16 protein-coding genes are annotated in these 16,865 nt (G+C 61.1%); 9 read left to right on the top strand and 7 right to left on the bottom strand.

The genetic code is table 11. From position 1 onward, the window contains the following. Positions 1–11 precede the first annotated feature (11 nt). From nuoI to nuoN, 6 genes are read left to right on the top strand one after another with little or no spacing between them, the layout of a single operon-like run. A complete protein-coding gene (nuoI, locus tag BLS60_RS14480) occupies positions 12–560 on the top strand; it encodes an NADH-quinone oxidoreductase subunit NuoI (protein WP_070883762.1) in 549 nt (182 codons plus the stop codon). Continuing rightward, positions 560–1,069 (top strand): NADH-quinone oxidoreductase subunit J, encoded by a 510-nt coding sequence (nuoJ, locus tag BLS60_RS14475; RefSeq protein ID WP_070883763.1) that lies wholly within the window; start codon positions 560–562, stop codon positions 1,067–1,069. The genes nuoI and nuoJ overlap by 1 nt, the downstream gene beginning before the upstream one ends. Further along, a complete protein-coding gene (nuoK, locus tag BLS60_RS14470) occupies positions 1,066–1,374 on the top strand; it encodes an NADH-quinone oxidoreductase subunit NuoK (protein WP_070883764.1) in 309 nt (102 codons plus the stop codon). Before nuoJ ends, nuoK begins: the two co-directional genes overlap by 4 nt. After that, positions 1,371–3,218 carry an NADH-quinone oxidoreductase subunit L gene (gene nuoL / locus BLS60_RS14465; protein WP_092369317.1) on the top strand — a complete coding sequence of 616 codons (1,848 nt, stop codon included), beginning with the start codon at positions 1,371–1,373 and terminating at the stop codon, positions 3,216–3,218. Before nuoK ends, nuoL begins: the two co-directional genes overlap by 4 nt. Before the next feature lie 41 nt (positions 3,219–3,259). Beyond that, positions 3,260–4,789: an NADH-quinone oxidoreductase subunit M gene (nuoM, locus tag BLS60_RS14460; protein WP_092369314.1), complete on the top strand. Its 1,530-nt coding sequence runs from the start codon at positions 3,260–3,262 to the stop codon at positions 4,787–4,789. A 19-nt stretch (positions 4,790–4,808) separates the two neighbouring features. Then, complete coding sequence (gene nuoN, locus BLS60_RS14455) at positions 4,809–6,293, top strand: NADH-quinone oxidoreductase subunit NuoN (protein ID WP_070883767.1); 1,485 nt, start codon at positions 4,809–4,811, stop codon at positions 6,291–6,293. A 253-nt stretch (positions 6,294–6,546) separates the two neighbouring features. Here the strand turns inward: nuoN and BLS60_RS14450 are convergent, their stop codons facing one another. From BLS60_RS14450 to BLS60_RS14420, 7 genes are all read right to left on the bottom strand, one after another. Then, positions 6,547–7,611: an AI-2E family transporter gene (locus BLS60_RS14450; RefSeq protein ID WP_070883768.1), complete on the bottom strand. Its 1,065-nt coding sequence runs from the start codon at positions 7,609–7,611 to the stop codon at positions 6,547–6,549. Between the two features lie 91 nt (positions 7,612–7,702). Next, positions 7,703–9,385, bottom strand: coding sequence for a methyl-accepting chemotaxis protein (locus BLS60_RS14445; protein WP_092369310.1), 1,683 nt, complete (start codon positions 9,383–9,385; stop codon positions 7,703–7,705). Between the two features lie 116 nt (positions 9,386–9,501). Next, positions 9,502–10,821, bottom strand: a complete 1,320-nt coding sequence (locus BLS60_RS14440) for a Na+/H+ antiporter family protein (RefSeq protein ID WP_092369307.1) — start codon at positions 10,819–10,821, stop codon at positions 9,502–9,504. 228 nt (positions 10,822–11,049) lie between these two features. Next, positions 11,050–12,372 carry a sensor histidine kinase gene (locus BLS60_RS14435; RefSeq protein ID WP_092369304.1) on the bottom strand — a complete coding sequence of 441 codons (1,323 nt, stop codon included), beginning with the start codon at positions 12,370–12,372 and terminating at the stop codon, positions 11,050–11,052. Next, on the bottom strand, positions 12,369–13,037 hold the full coding sequence (locus BLS60_RS14430) for a response regulator transcription factor (protein ID WP_092369301.1): 669 nt from the start codon (positions 13,035–13,037) through the stop codon (positions 12,369–12,371). Before BLS60_RS14430 ends, BLS60_RS14435 begins: the two co-directional genes overlap by 4 nt. A gap of 1 nt (position 13,038) precedes the next feature. After that, positions 13,039–13,317 carry a PepSY domain-containing protein gene (locus BLS60_RS14425; protein WP_420831593.1) on the bottom strand — a complete coding sequence of 93 codons (279 nt, stop codon included), beginning with the start codon at positions 13,315–13,317 and terminating at the stop codon, positions 13,039–13,041. A gap of 35 nt (positions 13,318–13,352) precedes the next feature. Further along, entirely contained in the window at positions 13,353–13,661 is a 309-nt protein-coding gene (locus BLS60_RS14420; protein ID WP_092369298.1) for a PepSY domain-containing protein, read from the bottom strand. A gap of 128 nt (positions 13,662–13,789) precedes the next feature. Here BLS60_RS14420 and BLS60_RS14415 point away from each other — a divergent pair, with 128 nt between their 5' ends. From BLS60_RS14415 to BLS60_RS14405, 3 genes are all read left to right on the top strand, one after another. Then, a complete protein-coding gene (locus BLS60_RS14415; RefSeq protein WP_092369295.1) occupies positions 13,790–14,869 on the top strand; it encodes a patatin-like phospholipase domain-containing protein in 1,080 nt (359 codons plus the stop codon). Between the two features lie 370 nt (positions 14,870–15,239). After that, positions 15,240–15,509, top strand: a complete 270-nt coding sequence (locus BLS60_RS14410) for a hypothetical protein (RefSeq protein WP_092369293.1) — start codon at positions 15,240–15,242, stop codon at positions 15,507–15,509. A gap of 288 nt (positions 15,510–15,797) precedes the next feature. Continuing rightward, complete coding sequence (locus BLS60_RS14405; protein ID WP_092369290.1) at positions 15,798–16,823, top strand: DNA topoisomerase IB; 1,026 nt, start codon at positions 15,798–15,800, stop codon at positions 16,821–16,823. Positions 16,824–16,865 lie beyond the last annotated feature (42 nt).

The following is a 16,865-nucleotide window of genomic DNA, read 5'->3' as shown; positions in this document are numbered from 1 at the left end:
GAGAGAAAGCGATGTTCAAATACATATGGGACATACTGGTCGGTACTGGGACCCAGTTGCGCAGCCTGGCTATGGTGTTCAGCCATGGTTTTCGCAAGCGCGACACCCTGCAATACCCGGAAGAGCAGGTTTACCTGCCGCCGCGCTATCGCGGTCGCATCGTGCTGACCCGCGACCCTGACGGCGAAGAACGCTGTGTGGCCTGCAACCTGTGCGCCGTTGCCTGCCCGGTGGGCTGCATCTCGCTGCAGAAGGCGGAAACCGAGGACGGCCGCTGGTACCCGGACTTCTTCCGCATCAACTTCTCGCGCTGCATCTTTTGCGGGCTGTGCGAAGAAGCCTGCCCGACCACCGCGATCCAGCTCACGCCGGATTTCGAGATGGGCGAGTTCAAACGTCAGGATCTGGTGTACGAGAAGGAAGACCTGCTTATTTCCGGCCCAGGCAAGAACCCGGACTACAACTTCTACCGAGTGGCCGGCATGGCCATTGCCGGCAAGCCGAAAGGCGCTGCGCAGGACGAAGCCGAGCCGATCAACGTCAAAGGGTTGTTGCCATAATGGAATTTGCCTTCTATTTCTCAGCGGGGGTCGCCGTGGCCTCCACCGTTGGGGTGATCACCAGCAAGAATCCGGTGCACGCCCTGCTCTACCTGATCATCTCGCTGCTGGCCGTGTCCATGGTGTTCTTCAGCCTTGGTGCGCCGTTCGCTGGCGCCCTGGAAATCATCGTCTATGCGGGCGCCATCATGGTGCTGTTCGTGTTCGTGGTGATGATGCTCAACCTCGGCCCGGCCTCCGTCGAACAGGAACGCACCTGGCTGACGCCGGGCATCTGGATCGGCCCGGCGCTGCTGTCCGCGATCCTGCTCGGGCAGCTCTTGTACGTGCTGTTCGCCGTACCGAGCGGCGCCACCATTGGCCATACCACGGTCGATGCCAAAGCCGTCGGCATTCACCTGTTCGGCCCCTACCTGCTCGCCGTTGAGCTGGCTTCCATGCTGCTGCTCGCCGCGCTGGTCGCCGCCTATCACCTTGGCCGCAACGACATCAAGGACGCTACGCCATGAACGGTATTCCAATGGAGCACGGCCTGGCGCTGGCCGGCGTGCTGTTCAGTCTTGGCCTGGTCGGCCTGATGGTGCGGCGCAACATCCTGTTCGTGCTGATGAGCCTGGAAGTGATGATGAACGCAGCCGCCCTGGCCTTCGTCGTTGCGGGTGCGCGCTGGGGTCAGGCTGACGGGCAGATTATGTTCATCCTGATCATCGCCCTGGCCGCCGCCGAAGCGAGCATCGGCCTGGCGATCCTGCTGCAGCTGTACCGCCGCTTTCACACCCTCGATATCGACGCAGCCAGCGAGATGCGCGGATGAACGTCTTATTCCTGACCCTACTGTTTCCCCTGATTGGCTGGTTCATCCTGGCCTTTTCCCGCGGGCGTCTCTCGGAAACCGTTGCCGCGATCATCGGCGTCGGCTCGGTCGGCCTCTCGGCGCTGACCACGGCCTGGATCATGTGGCAGTTCAACACCGCGCCGCCCGCCGGTGGTGTGTACACCCAGACCCTATGGCAATGGATGAGCGTCGAGGGCTTGGCGCCGAGCTTTACTCTTTATCTGGATGGCCTGTCGCTGACCATGCTCGGTGTGGTCACCGGCGTGGGCTTCCTGATCCATATGTTCGCCAGCTGGTACATGCGCGGCGAAGAGGGCTATTCGCGGTTCCTGTCCTATACCAACCTGTTTATCTTCAGCATGCTGTTGCTGGTACTCGGCGACAACCTGATGACCCTGTTCTTCGGCTGGGAAGGCGTGGGGCTGTGCTCGTACCTGCTGATCGGCTTCTACTACAAGCACGTGCCCAACGGTAACGCGGCGCTGAAGGCCTTCATCGTCACGCGCATCGGCGACGTGTTCCTGATGATTGGTCTGTTCTTGCTGTTCCTGAACCTCGGCACCCTGAACATTCAGGAGCTGATGGTGCTCGCCCCGCAGAAATACGCGGCCGGTGATACCTGGCTGTGGCTGGCGACCCTGATGCTGCTCGGCGGCGCGGTGGGCAAGTCTGCCCAGCTGCCCCTGCAGACCTGGCTCGCCGATGCGATGGCAGGCCCAACCCCGGTTTCGGCGCTGATCCACGCGGCGACCATGGTCACCGCCGGCGTATACCTGATCGCCCGTACCAACGGCCTGTTCCTGCTGACCCCTGAGATTCTCGGGCTGGTAGGTATTGTTGGCGGCGTGACCCTGGTGTTGGCGGGTTTCGCGGCGCTGGTGCAGACCGACATCAAGCGCATCCTCGCCTACTCAACCATGAGCCAGATCGGCTACATGTTCCTGGCCCTGGGCGTTGGTGCGTGGGATGCGGCGATCTTTCACTTGATGACCCACGCGTTCTTCAAGGCGCTGCTGTTCCTCGCCTCCGGCTCGGTGATCCATGCCTGCCACCACGAGCAGAACATCTTCAAGATGGGCGGCCTGTGGAAAAAACTGCCCCTGGCCTACGCCAGCTTCATCGTCGGTGGCTCGGCCCTGGCGGCGCTGCCGCTGATTACCGTGGGTTTTTATTCGAAAGACGAAATCCTCTGGGAAGCCTTCGCCAGCGGTAACTCCGCGCTGCTTTATGCCGGCCTGCTGGGCGCGTTCATGACCTCGATCTACACCTTTCGGCTGATCTTCATTGCCTTCCATGGCGAGCAGAAGACCGAGGCCCACGCCGGGCACGGCATCGCCCACAACCTGCCGCTACTGGTGCTGATCGTGCTGTCGACCTTCATTGGCGCCTGGATCACTCCGCCGCTGGCGGGCGTGTTGCCGCAGAGCGCCGGGCATGCCGGTGGTGAGGCCAAGCACAGCCTGGAAATCGTCTCGGGCTGCATCGCCCTGGCCGGCATCCTGCTGGCCGCGATGCTGTTCCTCGGCAAGCGCAGTTTCGTCAATGCCGTGGCCGGCAGCGCGCCGGGGCGTTTCCTGTCGGCCTGGTGGTTCGCGGCCTGGGGCTTCGACTGGGTCTACGACAAGATTTTCGTGCAGCCCTACCTGTTCCTTTGCCGCGTGCTGGCCCGTGACCCTATCGATGGTGCCATTGGCATCATCCCGCGCCTGGCGCGCGGCGGTCATGGCGTGTTGAGCCGCAGCGAGACCGGACATCTGCGCTGGTACGCCATCTCTATCGCCGGGGGCGCCGTGCTGGTGCTCGCCGCCGTGCTGGTGGCCTGACCGATGACCCCGAATACTTTTTCTAAGGAATCCCGTCCGTCATGATTCTGCCTTGGCTAATCCTGATTCCCTTCATCGGCGGCCTGTTGTGCTGGCAGGGCGAGCGCTTCGGCGCCACCCTGCCACGCTGGATCGCCCTGCTGACTATGTCCTTGCTGTTCGGCCTCGGCCTGTGGCTATGGGGCACCGGCGACTTCAGCCTGGCTCCTGCGCCTGGCGCTGATCCGCGCTGGGCTCATGAGTTCCAGGTGCAGTGGATAGAGCGCTTCGGCATCAGCATTCATCTGGCAATGGATGGTCTGTCGGTGCTGATGGTCACCCTGACCGGCCTGCTCGGCGTGCTCTCGGTGCTTTGCTCGTGGAGCGAGATTCACAACCGCGTCGGTTTCTTCCACCTCAACCTGATGTGGATTCTCGGCGGCGTGGTCGGCGTGTTCCTGGCCATCGACCTGTTCCTGTTCTTCTTCTTCTGGGAAATGATGCTGGTGCCGATGTATTTCCTCATCGCGCTCTGGGGTCATAGCGGCAGCCCTGGCAAGAGCCGCATCACCGCGGCGACCAAGTTCTTTATCTTTACCCAGGCCAGCGGCCTGGTGATGCTGGTGGCGATCCTCGGCCTGGTGTTCGTGCACTTCAACCAGACCGGCGTGTTCACCTTCAACTACGCGGATCTGCTCAAGACCGAACTGTCGGAAGGCACCGAATACCTGCTGATGCTTGGCTTCTTCATCGCCTTCGCGGTCAAGTTTCCGGTGGTGCCGTTCCATTCATGGCTGCCGGACGCCCACGCCCAGGCGCCCACCGCCGGCTCCGTGGACCTGGCCGGCATCCTGCTGAAAACGGCGGCCTACGGCCTGCTGCGCTTCGCCCTGCCGCTGTTCCCCAATGCTTCGGCCGAGTTCGCGCCCATCGCCATGGGCCTGGGTGTGTTCGCGATCATCTACGGCGCGTTGCTGTCTTTCGCGCAGACCGACATCAAGCGCCTGGTGGCCTACTCCAGCGTGTCGCACATGGGCTTCGTGCTGATCGCCATCTACTCCGGCAGCCAGATCGCCCTGCAGGGCGCGGTGGTGCAGATGATGGCCCACGGCCTGTCGGCAGCGGCGCTGTTCATCCTCTGTGGCCAGCTATACGAGCGCCTGCATACCCGTGATATGCGCGAGATGGGCGGTATCTGGGCACGCATGTCCTGGCTGCCGGCATTGAGCCTGTTCTTCGCAGCCGCGGCGCTGGGCCTGCCGGGCACGGGCAACTTCGTCGGCGAGTTCCTGATCCTGATCGGCAGCTTCCCGGCCGCGCCCTGGATCACCGTGATAGCTGCCACCGGCCTGGTCCTGGGTTCGGTGTATTCGCTGATCATGATTCACCGCGCGCACTTCGGCCCGGTGAAGAACGACAGCCCGCTGCCCGGCCTGCAATTTCGTGAACTGAGCATGGTGCTGTGCCTGGCCGTGCTGCTGATCCTGCTCGGTGTTTACCCGCAGCCGGTGCTCGATACCTCTGCCGCCAGCATGCAAGGCGTGCAGCAGTGGTTCAGTGGCGCCCTCAATCAACTCGCTACGGGCCAGTAACGTTATGGAACATCACGCTGTGGAATTCACCACCCAACACCTGATCGCCCTGCTACCGCTGCTGGTTACCTGCGCCACTGTGGTGGTGGTAATGCTGGCAATCGCCTGGAAGCGCAACCACGAGCTGACGTTCGTGCTCTCGGTGCTGGGCCTCAATCTGGCCCTGCTATCGTTATTGCCTGCCATCGGGGTTACCCCGCTGCAGGTAACGCCGCTGATGCAGATCGACACGTTCGCCTGCTATTACATGGCGCTGGTGCTGATCGCCACGCTGGCCTGCGTGACCCTCACCCACGCCTACCTGGGTGAGGCGACGGTCAGCGACGGCCAGACCAAGGGCTATCCGCGCAACCGCGAGGAAATGTACCTGCTCCTGCTGCTGTCCGCGGCCGGCGGCCTGGTGCTGGTCAGCACCGAGCACCTGGCGGGGTTGTTCATCGGCCTGGAGCTGCTCTCGGTACCGACCTACGGGATGATCGCCTACGCCTACTTCAACAAGCGTTCGCTGGAAGCCGGTATCAAATACATGGTGCTGTCGGCGGCTGGCAGCGCCTTCCTGCTGTTCGGCATGGCGTTGCTGTATGCCGACGCTGGCAGCCTGAGCTTCGCCGAGATCGGGACCAGCCTAGCCGGTGCCAGCGGCAGCCAGCTGGTACAGATCGGCATTGGCATGATGCTTATCGGCCTGGCTTTCAAACTGTCGATGGTGCCGTTCCACCTATGGACGCCAGACGTTTACGAAGGCGCACCGGCGCCGGTGGCTGCGTTCCTGGCCACGGCCAGCAAGGTGGCGGTTTTCGCCGTGTTGCTGCGCTTGTATCAGCTCTCCCCGGCCACTGCGGGCGGCTGGCTGAACGACTTGCTGACGGTCATCGCCATCGCCTCGATCCTGTTCGGCAACCTGCTGGCGTTGGTGCAGAACAACCTCAAGCGCCTGCTCGGTTACTCGTCCATCGCCCACTTCGGTTACCTACTGGTGGCGCTGATTGCCAGCAAGGGCCTGGCCGTCGAAGCCATAGGTGTGTACATGGCCACCTATGTGCTGACCAGCCTGGGTGCGTTCGGTGTGATCACGCTGATGTCCACGCCCTACAACGGCCGTGACGCCGATGCGCTGTATGAGTACCGCGGGCTGTTCTGGCGGCGCCCGTACCTGACCGCAGTGCTGACGGTGATGATGCTGTCGCTGGCCGGCATTCCGCTGACCGCGGGCTTCATCGGCAAGTTCTACGTCATCGCCGCCGGTGTGCAGGCACAACTGTGGTGGCTGATCGGTGCGTTGATTCTCGGCAGTGCCATCGCGGTGTTCTACTACCTGCGCGTCATGGTTACGCTGTTCCTCAACGAGCCGAACCTGCAGCGTCACGATGCACCGTTCAACTGGGGGCAACGCGCTGGCGGCATCATGCTGATGCTGGTGGCCGTGCTGGCCTTTATCCTCGGCGTTTACCCACAACCGCTGCTGGATCTGGTGCAGCAAGCTGGTCTCAGCGCTGCGCTTTGATCGCACTGCGACGAGAAATGGCTGCCACCGGGCAGCCATTTTTCATTCAGCATCCGAAAGCTATCCGGGCACAGCACGTAGCCTGCCGCTGAGCGAAGCGATGCGCAGGATCGGTTGAAGACGAGCCCCTCACCCGCGTGGGTACCGCTCCCGGGTTTCGCTTCGCTCTACCCAGGCCACCGCTGATTGGTTGTGCGCGGGTGATAACGAAAAACGGCTGCCCTTGGGCAGCCGTTTTGGTTTGTGCGAGCGATTATTCCGGCAAGCGCACCGTCTTCTTGCCAGCGCTGAACAGGTTCCAGCTAGCGACGAACAAGGCGGCGACCAACGGGCCGAGTACGAAGCCGTTGAGGCCCAGCAGCGCCATGCCGCCCAAGGTGGAAATCAGGATCAGGTAGTCAGGCATACGGGTGTCTTTGCCGACCAGGATCGGACGCAGGATGTTGTCCACCAGGCCGATCACCAATACGCCGAACAGCGTCAGCACCACACCCTGCCAAACGCTGCCGCTGAGCAACAGATAAGCAGCGACCGGCGCCCAAACGATGCCGGCACCGGCGGCCGGCAGCAGAGACAGGAACGCCATCAGCACGCCCCATAGCAAGGGACTGGTGATTCCCAGTACCCAGAAGATCAACCCGCCTAGAGCACCCTGCACCGCAGCGACGACAATATTGCCTTTCACAGTGGCACGCACAACGCGGGTGAACTTGATTTGCAGGCGACGCTTGGTGTTGTCAGCCAAAGGGATGGCCATACGGATATCACGCACCAGCTCCTGGCCGTCACGCAGCAGGAAGAACAGCAGGTACATCATGATGAAGAAACTGATGATGAACTGGAACGTACCCTGACCGATGGCGAATACCTTGGTCGCCAGGTATTGGCTGCCCGCTGCGGCACCGCTAGACACCTGGTCGCGCAGGCCATCCAGATTACCCATGCCGAAGCGGTCGATCTGTTGCTGCAAAAACGGCGGCAGCATCTGCTTGGTACTGGTGACATAAGCGCCGACATCCAGATCGCCGGACTCGATGCGTTGATAGAGATTGGTTCCTTCGGCCACCACCGCTGAGGTAATGAAAATTACCGGCAGAATCGCTACCAGCAGGCAGATAAGCAGCGTTAGCAGCGCGGACAGGTTGCCGCGCCCGCCGATACGCCGAGCCATTCGCTGTTGCAAGGGCGCGAACACCACCGCCAGCGCCATCGCCCAGAACACGGCACCGTAGAACGGCATCAGGATCCAGATGAAGGCGATCGTCACCAGAATGAGCAGGAGAATAAAGGTTTTCTTTTCGAGCGAGGTGGTCTGCATGGTGGGCTCACAAGCTGGGTATGCCCGTTAGTCTCCCGCGGGTCTGACAAAGTGCGACAAACTTCAAGCGAGGCGTCCCTGCCCGCTTTGCTCAGATCCTGAACTGCCGCACCAATTGCTCCAGGCGTTGGCCCAGCTGAGACAGACTGCGCGCGGTTTCAGCACCCTGACGGGTTTCGTCGGCGACGCTGTCCACCGCGCCAGCGATCTGGTGCACGCTACGGTTGATCTCTTCGGCCACTGCTGTCTGTTCCTCGGCGGCACTGGCGATCTGCGCGTTCATGGCGTTGATGGTGCCGATCAGCCCGGCGATGGCATCCAGGGAAGTACCCGCCTTGTTGGCTTGCTCGCTGGTGATTTCACCGGCGTCGCTGGACTGGCGCATGGCATTGACCGCGTCGCGCGTGCCGCTTTGCAGGCGGTCGATCATGCCCTGGATTTCCTGGGTGCTCTGTTGGGTGCGGCTGGCCAGCGCCCTTACCTCGTCGGCGACCACGGCGAAGCCCCGGCCTGCCTCGCCGGCACGCGCTGCTTCGATGGCGGCGTTGAGGGCCAGCAGGTTGGTCTGTTCGGCAATGGAGCGAATCACGTCGAGTACGCTGACAATCGAGTGCACGTCTTTCTGCAGGCTGTCGAGGGACGTGCCACTGCCCCGAATATCACCCACCAGCGAGTGGATGCGCGCAATGCTGCCGTCAACCACCTGTTTGGCGGCCTGGCCCTCAAGATCGGTTTGCTGGGCGGCTTCGGCGGCGCCCTGGGCACTCTTGGCCACTTCATGGGCGGCAGCGGACATCTCGTTGATCGCCGTGGCGACCTGGTCGGTTTCATGACGCTGGCGCTCCATAGCCTGCTCGGAACGCTGGGCCTGGGCAGCTACCTGGCCAACCAACTCGGTCAACTGGCCGGTCATCTCGGCGATCTGGCGCACCAGGCCGTGAACCTTGTCGACGAAGCGGTTGAACGAGCCGGCCAGGTCGCCCAATTCGTCGCGGCTGGTCACCGGTAGGCGACGTGTCAGGTCGCCGTCGCCAGCGGCAATGTCGTCGAGGTTGGCTTTTATCTGTTGCAGAGGGCGAAGGAAGGTATTGGCAAGGATGCCGCCTACCACGCCAAAGATCACCAGTAGCACCGCTGCAATCACCAGAATGCTGGTGATGATGGTGCTCACACGTTCATCGATACCGTCGCGCACTTCCACGATCTGTGCCTCGACGCCGTCCAGGTTGACCGCAGTACCGAGGGCCATGTCCCATTTTGGCAGGTAGTAGCTGTAGGCGAGCTTGGGTACCTGAATCGCTTCATTGCCAGGCAACGGCGAAGAATAATTGACGTAGTTGCTGTTGTCCTTGGCTACGCGCACCAGCTCGCGGTTGATGTAAACGCCGTTGACGTCGCGCCGGTCGTTAAGGCTGTTGCCGACGTCTACCGGGCTGTCGCTGCGAAACAGCCTGACCACGTTGGAGTCATGACCGAAGAAGTAGCCGTCTTTGCCGTATTTGATCTTGGACAGGATGGCGATGGCTTGTTTACGGCTCTCCAGGTCGCCTTGCGGAGCAGCATCGTAGAGGCTTTGTACCGCCCCCATGGCGATCGAACTGTAGTTCTGCAGCTCCTCACGTTTCTCTTGCAACAGGCGCTCGCGGGTCTCGTCGACTTCTTCTTCCGCCAGGCTGTACAGCACTTTGGCGGCGGCGCCGCTGAGCACGAAAGCGAACAGTAAAACGGGGACAAGTGCCAATAGCACCACTTTAGACTTCAAGGTCAGGCGCATTTTTATTTTCCTAGTGGCCGAGCAAAATGACGCAATAGCGCATCTACTCAATCCATCGGCAGGCGCTGAGGAAACCTTAGTCCCTCCATCGCCCGCCAGGAAGCTGCCTTAAAGATTTAAAGCACCATCGCACCGACCCAGCCGAACGCCATCAACGGCAGGTTGTAATGCAGGAATGTCGGCACCACTGTGTCCCAGATATGGTTGTGCTGGCCATCTACATTGAGCCCCGCGGTCGGCCCCAGTGTCGAATCCGAAGCGGGCGAACCCGCATCCCCGATGGCGCCGGCGGTACCAACGATGCACACCGTGGCCAGCGGGCTGAAGCCCAATTGGATACACAGCGGTACGAATATCGCCGCGATGATTGGCACGGTGGAAAACGAGGAGCCGATACCCACGGTTACCAGCAGACCAACCAGCAACATGACCAGTACGCCGATGCCTTTGCTGTCGCCGATCCAGGCCGCGCTGGCATCCACCAGGCCCTGAATTTCCCCTGTTTCGCGCATGACTTCGGCAAAGCCCGAAGCGGCGATCATGATGAAGCCGATCATCGCCATCATCTTCATGCCTTCGGTGAACAGATCGTCGGTTTCTTTCCAGCGCACAATGCCGGAAGCGGAGAACACCACGAAACCCAGCAGCGCACCGATAATCATCGAGTCCAGCCACAGCTGCGCACCGAACGCCACCGCGACGGCTACGCCTGCCACGATCAGGCTGCGACGGTTGTAGGTGACCTCGACGCGCTCGGTCCGCTCGACACGCGACACGTCATAGCTGCGCTTGCGGCGGTAGCTGTACAGCGCCATCAACAGACCGGCGAGCATGCCCATGGCGGGAATCAACATGGCGTGGCTGACGTTCACGCCGGTTACATCCACACCGCTACGTTCCACGTTGGCCAGCAGGATTTCATTGAGGAAGATATTGCCGAAGCCCACCGGCAGAAACATGTAAGGCGTAACCAGACCGAAAGTGAGCACGCAGGCGATCAGTCGACGATCGATCTGCAGGCGAGTGATGACATAAAGCAGCGGTGGCACCAGCAGCGGAATGAAAGCGATATGAATCGGCAGAATGTTCTGCGACGAAATAGCAACAGTCAGCAGCAAGCCGATCAGCATCCATTTCAGCATGCCACCACCGCCGCTATCACCCTGCCGACCGACCATGACCAGTGCCTTGTCGGCCAACGCGTGAGCAAGCCCGGATTTGGCAATCGCCACGGCGAAGGCGCCCAGCAAGGCATACGACAGCGCCACGGTGGCACCACCACCCAGGCCTTTGTTGAACGCCGCCAGTGAGGCTTCGATGCCCAGACCGCCGACCATGCCACCAGCGATGGCACCGGCAATCAGGGCCACCACCACATGCACTCGACAAAGGCTGAGTATCAGCATGATGCCGACGGCGGCGATAACTGCGTTCATGAAGAGCTCCTTGATGATCTGTGGATACGCCGCTTGAAATCATCAGAGGTCATTTCAAGGCGTCATCAAAGGCCGCCCCAAAGGTGACCGCCAAGGATGGGCTGTCCACAAAAAGCGTCGCACTCTGCCGCAAGCGCGCTGGGCTGTCAAAATAGACGCGCGCGTGGCGACATTGCGCTGAGAGCGGCGGCAGGCAGCGTGACGTGTTGTTGACGGCTCCGGGCTGTTCTAGCGCGATCGCAATGGCAGTTCGATCCTCACCTGCAGCCCGCCCAGGTCGCTGTCGCACAACCTGATCGTGCCACCCCAGGCATCTACGATATCGCGCACGATACCGAGCCCCAGACCATGGCCTGCGGTCTGTTCATCCAGGCGAATGCCGCGACTGAGCACCTCGTCTCGACGTTCGCTGTCGACCCCGGGGCCGTCGTCATCAAGGTTCAATACGTAGGCATCAGCGGTGCGCTGGATATCCAGGCGAACCTGGCTGTCTGCCCATTTACAGGCGTTGTCGAGCAGGTTGCCAAGCAGCTCCAGCAGGTCTTCGCGATCCCTCGGCAGGCGCAGTGGCGCCGGTGTGGTCTGCCAGCTCAGTTGCAGGCCGTTATCGTGGATCATGCCCAGAGTGGCAAACAAACCAGGCAGTTCTTCCTGGCAATCGAAATGCGCGCCAGGCAGTGCCTCGCCGGCCAGCCGGGCGCGACCGAGTTCACGGGCGATGCGCTGCTCGATCTGCTGCAGGTGCTCGATCAGGTTGTCGCGCAGCTCGGGGTGGGCGCGCAGCTCGTCACGCGAAGCCAGATTGACCAGCACCGCCAGCGGCGTTTTCAGGGCGTGCCCGAGATTGCCGAGGGCATTGCGCGAGCGTTTGAGGGTTTCTTCGGTGTGGGCCAGCAGATGATTGATCTGCTCGACCAGTGGCTCCAGCTCTTCCGGCACCTGCTCATCGAGCTCCGAACGCTGGCCTTGCTGAAGCTGGGCGATCTGCGCGCGGGTCTGTTCCAACGGCCGCAATGCACGGCTGACCGCCAGGCGCTGCAGAAAAAGAATCAGCGCGAGGCTCCCCAGGCCCAGGCCCAGGCCGATGCGCTGCACACGACGAAAGCTTTCCAGCACTGGCGTGTAATCGCGGGCCACATAAATGGTCAGCTGCTGGCCGAACCGTTGATAATCGCGCCGATAGGTCACCAGCAACTGCTCTTGCGGGCCGTCCTGCAGGTCTGGCAGCAGGCCGTCCTTGTCTGTCAGTTGCAATTCACTGTCCCAGAGCGAGCGCGAACGCCAGCTCTTGTCGGCAAAATCGATGCGGAAATACAGACCGGAATAGGGACGCTGAAATGCCGCGCTGAGTCGCGACTCATCCAGCTGAATGCCAGAGGGGCCGCGTACCAGGGCGACCAGCAGCGATTGCGCCTCTTCTTCCAGGCCAGACTGTATATATCGGCGCAAGCTGTTATCAAACAGCCACAGGCAGGTTTGCGCGAGCAACAGGCCGATGATCAGCAGGACGCTGATCAGGCCCAGGCTGAGGCGCCGCTGGATCGACCTCAAGCGGCGCTACCGCTGAACCGGTATCCCTGGCCGCGGCGAGTCTCGATCACCTCGCGGCCGAGCTTGCGACGCAGGTGATTGACGTGCACCTCGATGACGTTGGAGTCGCGCTCGGTTTCACCGTCGTAGAGGTGCTCGGCCAAGTGGCCCTTGGAGAGAATCTGCCCGGCATGCAGCATGAAGTAACGCAGCAGGCGAAACTCGGCAGCCGTCAGTTCGATTTCCTGCTCACCGCGGCTGACGCATTGGCGGCCTTCATCCAGGTGCAAGCCAGCCGCCTGAAGCTGCGGCTGATTGGCCAGGCCACGCGCACGGCGCAGCAATGCCTGAATGCGCAACTGCAACTCTTCGGGGTGGAAGGGTTTGGTCAGGTAGTCATCAGCACCAACTTTCAGGCCTTCGATCCGCTCGGCCCAGGAGCCGCGCGCCGTCAGCACCAAAACGGGGGTGGCCAAACCGCCTTTGCGCCACTCCTGCAGCACCTCGAGCCCCGGTTTGCCAGGTAGCCCAAGGTCAAGAATGATCAGATCGTACGGTTCACTGGCACCCTGATAAACCGCATCGCGGCCGTCGGCCAGCCAATCCACGGCATAGCCCTGACGGGTCAGCGAGGCGATCAATTCATCGGCAAGGGGAACGTGGTCTTCTACCAGCAACAGGCGCATGTCAGTCGTCTACCTCATCCTTCAGGATATTCCCATCGTGGGCGTCCAGTTCCAGCTCACGTACCACGCCCTCGCGGGTCAGCAGTTCCACTTCATACACGAAGACGTCGTCCTCTTCCTCCAGCTCGGCCTCCAGAAGGGTCGCGCCGGGGTAGCGCTCCAGTGCGGCGCGCATTAACTGGTCGAGCGGCAGAATCACGCCACTCAAACGCAAATCACGCGCTTCGTCCTGATCGAGGTCACGCGCACTGGCGGCGCTAGTCAGCGTCGCCAGCAGCATGATGGAAATGAAGCGTAAAAGCGGATTGCCTTTCATCAATCATCCTGGTGGTTCTTGAGGATGGTGCCATCGGTCGCATCCAGTTCGACATCCCACTTACGGTTCTGGGCGTCGCGGACTTCTACCTGATACAGGTAACGGCCGTATTCTTCCTCGAGTTCGGTGTCCTCCAGTTTACCGCCCGGATGCTCGGCAAGGGCAGCCTCATTGAGTTTTTCGAAAGACTGAATGGTCCCGGCGTCGCGCAGCTTCAGCGCCTCATCCGGGCCCAGGTCGCGGGCTTGGGCGACACCAGCGGTGGCAGTCAGGGCTACAGCGGCGAGCAGTACGGTCAGGTTCTTCACGGTGATCTCCTTGGTGATCTGTTGCTACGGTGTTCAGATTAAGCGTTGCGACTTAACTCAAACTGAATCAGCTCGCAGACCCGCCCCCATCCGCGCCCTATACTGGCTGCTCGCAATCGGAGACCGGTATGAGCGCCATCCAGATCAAGTTTTCCTCCCTCACCCTAAAGGCTGGTCACCGTGCCCTGACGCGTATACGTGAGCGCAATTTGCAGCCTGCCGATGTGGGTACCCTGCCCGGCGCGGCTGGCGGCCCCAAGGCGCTCGGCATTCAGGGGCTGGATATCGCATTGTTCGGTGGCTGGCTGGCTAGCGCGCCACGGGAGCGTTCGTTGATTGGCGCCTCGATTGGCTCGTGGCGCTTCGCCAGTGCCTGCCTGCCCGAGCCTGCCGTGGCGTTGCGGCGCCTGGGCGAGCTGTATACCGGCATGCGCTTTGCCAAGGGCGTGAGCATGGTTGAAGTGTCGCGCCGTTGTGCGCAGATGCTCGACGAGTTGTTGCAGCAGCAGGACGCCGCAGTGCTCGATAATGCTGATTACCGCCTCAATATCGTGGTCGTGAAAAGCCATGGCCGGCTCGCTGAAGATGGCAAGCGCGCGCTCGGGCTGGGGCTCTCCTCAGTCGTGGGCAACAATTTGCTGGGCCGGGCGCGGCTGTCGCGGCACTTCGAACGCGTGATCCTGCACGATGCTCGCCTGGCGCCGCCACTGCATCCGCTCACCGACTTTCCCTCGCGCTGTCTGCCGTTGGATGTGGGCAACCTGCGCCATGCGTTGCTGGCTTCCGGCTCGATTCCCTTCGTCATGGAGGGCGTTCGCGACATACCTGGCGCAGGTCCCGGTACCTACCGCGACGGCGGTTTGCTCGACTATCACCTGGACCTGCCCTATAGCGGCGACGATATCGTGCTGTATCCGCACTTTACCGATCGCATCATTCCTGGCTGGTTCGACAAAGGCATGCCCTGGCGCCGCGGTGACGCCACGCGGTTGCAGGATGTCCTCTTGCTGGCACCTTCTCGCGATTACCTCGCACGCCTGCCCTATGGCAAGCTGCCGGATCGCAAGGACTTCAGCCGCTTCATCGGCGACGACGCCGGTCGCGAGCGTTACTGGCGCCTGGCGATGGCAGAAAGTCAGCGCCTCGGTGATGACTTCCTCGAGCTGGTTGAAACTGGCCGTCTGGCCGACCTGCTTCAGCCGCTCTAGCGCAAGACCTCGCTACAAACCCGGGGGTGAAGATGCCGAAAAGTTGGCGCGCGCCCAGGTAACCGACTTAAACGATTGTCTGCAAATAAAAATAGTGAACCGAATGGAACCGACGCGCGACGTTATTTTCCTATTGAGTGTTGGTGTCTTTTAAAGGTTGGTCTGACGACTGCAACAGCTTTTAGGTGGCGTAACCTTTGAAAACTTTGATGCCCGTCAACTTCACAATTTAATTTTCAATTTTTTTAAAAATTAATTGATTCGGATGTGACTTGCAGGGCTCAACGAACCATCAACAGTTATGACCGTCAGCGTTTATACGCTTCGCTGACACTATGAATCATTGGGAAAACCTCGGAGAACCGACCCCATGAACGCTTCGCTGCGTTTCAATGATGCACTGCTGATTGCCGATCGTGCCTTTCAACCTTTCCACTGTGTCGCCTGGGCTCCTCAGGACGGTACCGGCGTGGTGAGCCTGACGGTCGTAGACCGCACCAGCACTCGCCTGATCGATCGCACGCAACTCACCAGCAGCATTTACAGCGACCCGCAAGAACTGGCCAAGGCACTGAAGAAATCCCGCGACGAACTGAGCAGCAAGGGCTTCGACCTCGCGCCGTGGAGCATGCCGGAATAACGCGTTAGCCGTTCGCTTTTACCTGTCTTTTAAGTTGCCGCACCTGGGTGCGGCAACTTGTCTTTAAAGTTACACATTGCTATTACCCTCGCCTCCCGGGCGCCCTGCATAGACGGAAACACTGAACTTCCCGCCTCGTTTGGCGGGCTAAGTTTGTATCCGTTGCAATGGGTTGACCGGCATGTACAACATCGTAGTAGTAACGCTTGCCAAGGCGGAGCGCTGGGCGCTCCAGTTTATCGGCCACGGTTTGACAGACGCCCTTCAGTCCTGCCTGGAGGTGCGCCGATGACCAGCATGGTTGCGATCCCCGAATTGCCCAACGACCTGCACTACGTCGATGACCGCATCCCCGGTATCACCCGACGCAAGCTGCGAGGCAAATTCTGCTATTTCGAGCCTAGCGGCGAGCGCATTCGCGATACCAATGAGATCGCCCGCATCAATGCGTTGGCTATCCCGCCCGCCTACGTCGATGTATGGATCTGCCCGGACCCAAAGGGACATCTGCAGGCGACTGGCCGTGATGCGCGCGGCCGCAAGCAGTACCGATATCACCCCCGCTGGCGTGAAGTGCGCGATACCGACAAGTACGCCAATCTGCTGCTGTTCGGCAAAGCTCTGCCGAAACTGCGGCAGACCGTCGAACAACATCTCTTGCTGCCTGAGCACGGTCGCGAAAAGGTCATGGCCACGGTCATCACTCTGCTCGACAACACGTTGATCCGTATCGGCAACGTGCGTTATGCCAAGGAGAACCGCTCTTATGGCCTCACCACATTGAGGAACCGCCATGTCGAGGTGCAGGGCAGCGCCATCCGCTTCCACTTTCGTGGCAAGAGCGGCATTGAACATGAGGTAGAGGTCAGTGATCGCCGTCTGGCGCGGATCATTCGCCGCTGTCTGGAGCTGCCGGGCCAGCACCTGTTTCAGTACCTAGATGCCAACGGCGAACGCCACACGGTCACCTCCAGTGACGTCAACAACTACCTGCGCGAGCTGACAGGCGCCGACTTCACCGCCAAGGATTACCGCACCTGGGCGGGCAGCGCTTTGGCACTGACGCTGTTGCGAGAGCTTGAGTGGCAGCCAGAGAGTTCAGCTAAAAAACAGGTGGTGGCAATGGTCAAGCAGGTCGCCGAAGAGTTGCGTAACACCCCAGCGGTATGCCGCAAGTGCTATATCCACCCGGCACTGATAGACGCCTTCCATGCGGGCGAGCTTGCCGACTTGCGGCTGGCATCGGCGCGCAAGGGCCTACGGGCCGAGGAAAGCCTGCTGATGCGTTTTTTGGAGAAGATCCCCGTCACCTGATCCAACAAGCCAAATGGCGAGATATGTGGGGTTAATGTCATT

Origin of the sequence: Phytopseudomonas seleniipraecipitans (assembly GCF_900102335.1) — a bacterium.
GTDB classification, from domain to species: Bacteria; Pseudomonadota; Gammaproteobacteria; order Pseudomonadales; family Pseudomonadaceae; genus Aquipseudomonas; species Aquipseudomonas seleniipraecipitans.
The sequence above is the reverse complement of the archived record's forward strand: the minus strand, read 5'-3'. Positions and strand labels throughout refer to the sequence as shown.